This is a genomic window from uncultured Streptococcus sp. (genome assembly GCF_963516575.1).
Lineage (GTDB): Bacteria > Bacillota > Bacilli > Lactobacillales > Streptococcaceae > Streptococcus.
Map to the genome: position 1 here is coordinate 1 of NZ_CAUQCP010000079.1, position 4,149 is coordinate 4,149.

Annotated in this window: 5 protein-coding genes; all 5 read right to left on the bottom strand. The window is 40.2% G+C overall.

Annotation, left to right across the window (positions count from 1 at the left end; genetic code table 11):
* Positions 1 to 857 (bottom strand): F0F1 ATP synthase subunit gamma (locus RWM06_RS09455; RefSeq protein ID WP_313970931.1); only part of this gene is annotated, 857 nt, incomplete at its 3' end.
* 15 nt (positions 858 to 872) lie between these two features.
* The gene (atpA, locus tag RWM06_RS09460; protein ID WP_000996629.1) at positions 873 to 2,378 is read right to left on the bottom strand and encodes a F0F1 ATP synthase subunit alpha; all 1,506 of its coding nucleotides are present in this window, start codon (positions 2,376 to 2,378) and stop codon (positions 873 to 875) included.
* A gap of 14 nt (positions 2,379 to 2,392) precedes the next feature.
* Positions 2,393 to 2,929, bottom strand: coding sequence for a F0F1 ATP synthase subunit delta (locus RWM06_RS09465; protein ID WP_000359034.1), 537 nt, complete (start codon positions 2,927 to 2,929; stop codon positions 2,393 to 2,395).
* Entirely contained in the window at positions 2,929 to 3,423 is a 495-nt protein-coding gene (atpF, locus tag RWM06_RS09470) for a F0F1 ATP synthase subunit B (protein ID WP_000558550.1), read from the bottom strand. Before atpF ends, RWM06_RS09465 begins: the two co-directional genes overlap by 1 nt.
* Positions 3,424 to 3,436: 13 nt before the next feature.
* Positions 3,437 to 4,149: F0F1 ATP synthase subunit A (gene atpB / locus RWM06_RS09475; RefSeq protein WP_313970932.1), on the bottom strand; the 713-nt coding region annotated here is incomplete at its 5' end.

Genomic DNA, 4,149 nt, shown 5'->3' on the forward strand with positions numbered 1-4,149 from the left:
GCTACGATTTCTGTAATTTCTTGTGTAATCGCCGCCTGTCTGGCACGGTTATACTGAATTGTCAAATCATTGATGACTTTCTTAGCATTATCTGTCGCTGTTTGCATGGCTGTCATACCGGCAGCATTTTCAGCTGTCTTGGCATCGATAATAGCCCCGTAAATCATACTTTCTGCAAACTGAGGCAACAACTGCTCCAAAATTTCTTCTCGGCCTGTCTCCAATTCAAAAGTCAAGCTGTAGTCTTCATCCGCTTCTTTTGGATCCAAGTCAACAATCGGAAGCATTTGTTCCACACGCATTTGACTGGTTAGCGTATTGACATGGTGGTTGTAGCAGACATAGAGTTCATCAAAAAGTTCATTTTGGTACATTTCAACAGTTTTTGAAATAATCTTACGAACTTCATCAAAGCTAGGTTGGTCTGCCAAGCCACGTAGTTCATAAAGTGGTTGAATACCACGAGCCTTAAAGAAATCAGCTCCCATTCCACCGATACAGATCATTTCAAAACCTTTACCATCTGGATGGTATTCTTCTTTCAACTCCATAACGGCTTTCAAAATAGAAGAATTATAACCTCCAACCAAACCGCGGTCTGAAGTGATGACGATATAGCCTGTCTTCTTGACAGGACGACTAATCAACATGGGATTGGTTGAGCCACCAAATCCATTACCATGAAGGATATCTGTCAAGAGTTTGCGAACTTTCTGAGCGTAAACTTGGAAGTTGCGAGCAGCTTCTTCAGAGCGACCAAGCTTAGCAGCTGATACCATTTGCATGGCATTAGTGATTTGACTCGTATTTTTTGTTGAGGCGATTTTTGTTTTAATATCATTTAGAGATACTGCCATCTGACACCTCTATTCTTATTGGAAGCTGGTTTGATTGAGAAACTCTGTAATCGCAGCATCCAAGACTGCCTCTTCTGGCAAGTCTTTTGTATCACGAATGGTTTCCAAAATCTCTGGATGTTGAGCGTCAAAGAAGGCATGGAACTCTTCCTCGAAACGAACAATATCATCTACTGGAACAGTATCCAAGAAACCATGTGTCAAAGCATAGAGAATGGTTACTTGTTTCTCAACAGGTAATGGTTTGTGAACAGGTTGTTTCAAAACTTCAACTGTACGACGTCCACGGTTCAACTTAGCCTGTGTTGCTGCATCCAAGTCAGAACCGAACTTAGTGAAGGCTTCCAACTCACGGTATGAAGCAAGGTCGATACGAAGTGTACCAGCAACCTTCTTCATGGCTTTGATTTGTGCAGAACCACCTACACGAGAGACAGATGAACCCGCATCGATGGCTGGACGAATACCCGCATTGAAGAGACCATCACCAAGGAAGATTTGTCCATCAGTGATAGAAATCACGTTGGTTGCGATATAGGCAGAGATATCTCCTGCTTGTGTCTCGATAAATGGTAGGGCTGTAATTGATCCACCACCAAGCTCATCAGAAACTTTAGCCGAGCGTTCAAGCAAACGACTGTGAAGGTAGAAAACATCCCCTGGGAAAGCTTCACGACCTGGAGGACGACGAAGCAAGAGAGAGAGTTCACGATAGGCTACCGCTTGTTTTGAAAGATCATCATAAACAATCAAAACATGCTTGCCTTGGTACATAAATTCTTCTGCCATGGCAACCCCAGCATAAGGAGCTAGGAAAAGCAATGGAGATGGTTGTGAAGCAGAAGCTGTCACAACGATTGTGTAGTCCAAGGCACCGTACTGACGAAGTGTTTCTACTTGAGTACGAACTGTTGATTCTTTTTGTCCAATCGCTACGTAGATACAGATCATATCTTGACCTTTTTGGTTCAAGATTGTATCAATCGCAATGGTTGTTTTCCCTGTCTGACGGTCACCGATAATCAACTCACGTTGACCACGACCAATCGGTACAAGGGCGTCAATAGCTTTCAAACCAGTTTGCAATGGTTCTGATACAGACTTACGTTGCATAACACCAGGAGCTGGCGCTTCTACTGGACGAGTTTTATCAGTGTGGATTTCTCCAAGACCGTCAACTGGACGACCGAGGGGATCCACAACACGACCAATCAGACTTTCACCAACTGGGACTTCCATGATTTTGCCTGTACGGCGGATTGTATCACCTTCACGGATATCTGTAAAGTCACCTAGGATGATAATACCGACGTCTGTTGACTCCAAGTTTTGAGCCATACCATAAGAGCCGTTTTCAAAAATCAACAACTCTCCACTCATGGCATTTTCAAGGCCGTGAGCACGCGCGATACCATCCCCGATATAGGTTACAACACCTGTTTCAGTCACATCAAAATTGGGTTTGAAATTTTCAATTTGTTGCTTAATTAAAGCGCTGATTTCTTGTGCGTTAATTGCCAAAAGAACACCACTTTCTATTTCAAATTTTCTTTAACAACTTTAAGTTGTTGTTTAATACTCACATCAATTGTCTTGTGATTGGCAAAAATGACAAAACCACCAATGAGACTTTCATCGATTTGTTCTTTTACACTCCTTACTTTCAGAGACATTTTTTTCTCAATCAAAGGGAGCAAGCGACTCTTCTGTTCATCTGTTAAAGGATGAGCTGAAGTAATCGTCACTTCAAATCGATTTGTTTCTTTTTCAAGTCGGTTCAAGCAATCTACAAGCACATCATAAAAAAGATTTGCTCTGTGATTATAAGCCAGAACCTGGATCAAGTTTTGCAATAAAGGTGACACAGAGTCTTGGAAGAAAGCAATCGTTTTTTCTTTGTCAGACTCGTCTACTGCCACTTTTTTTAAAAAAGAAGGTAAACCTGTTTCTTCAGCAACTTGCTTGATTTGAGTCAAGTCTGAAAAGATACGGTCTTCTTCTCCTTTTTCAAGTACCAATTGGACAAAAGGCATGCTGTATTTTTCAATTACCTTTACTGTTTTCTTGTCCATTAAGCTTCTCCTAGCTGATCGATATACTGATCAATGAGTTCTTTATGGGCATGACCATCAAGGTTTTGTGAGATGATTTTACCAGCCAAGCTGATTGTCAAATCTGCTACCTCACCCTTAACGCTTTGTAAAGCTTCAGCTTTGTTTTGAGCAATTTCTTGGTTTGCTTTTTCTTTTAAGCGTCCTGCTTCTAGTTTAGCATCTGCTAAAATACTAGCCTTACTTTTCTCAGCTGTTTCTTTCGCATTCTCAATGATTGTCTTAGCTTCTTTACGGCTACCAGCCAATTCATCTTCGCGTTTTTGAGCCAATACTTCCGCTTTTTGACGTGCTTCTTCAGCTCTGTCAATATCTGAAGCAATTTTTTCAGCTCTTTCTTCGAAAATGCTTGTAATATTAGACCATGCAAATTTTTTAATCAAGACTAGCAAAAGGATAAAAGAGCCAGCGATTAAAATAAAATTACCAATTAATTCACCTACTGTTACGTGCATCAGTTACTCCTTTCTACTCTTCATCATTAATTTTATTTCCTAGGTACATAGAGGATAATAGTGTAAAGACATAGGCCTGTACACAAGAAATGAACACGGAAAATGCAGTCCAAACTAAGTTTGTCCCAAATGCGATTGGATACCAAAAAATAGCCTGATGTGAAAGTAAGAGAAGCAAGCTTGTCATTACTTCACCTGCAAAGATATTCCCAAAAATCCGCAAAGCAAGAGAAAGGAAATTCGTGACTTCTTCAAGTAGATTCATCGGTGTCATAAATGCAGGAGTTACAAAACCTTTTAGGTATTGTTTAATCCCACGACGACGAATCCCCTCAATATGCGCCATCACAATAATACAGAAAGACAAGACAAGGTCAAATGAAAGATTTGCAGTTGGCGATGTCCAAAGGTTTGTCCCATCTGTTGTTTGAAGTTTAGCCATCAAACCAAGATTATTGGCGATGACCATAAAAAGAAATAAACATAAGTAAAAGAGTGAGTAATCTTTTATGTAGTGGGAACCAAGGTTAGGTTCTGTAAATCCAATTACAAAATCATAGAGATACTCTAGTACATTTTGTTTACCTTTGGGTTTCAATGTCATATTACGACTTGCCCAATAGATAAATGCAAAAATCAGAAATACAGACAGCAAAGTCAAGGCTGTCAAAGTTAAATCAAAGGTAACAGGACCAATATTGATGGTTGGATTGATACTTTCTTCCA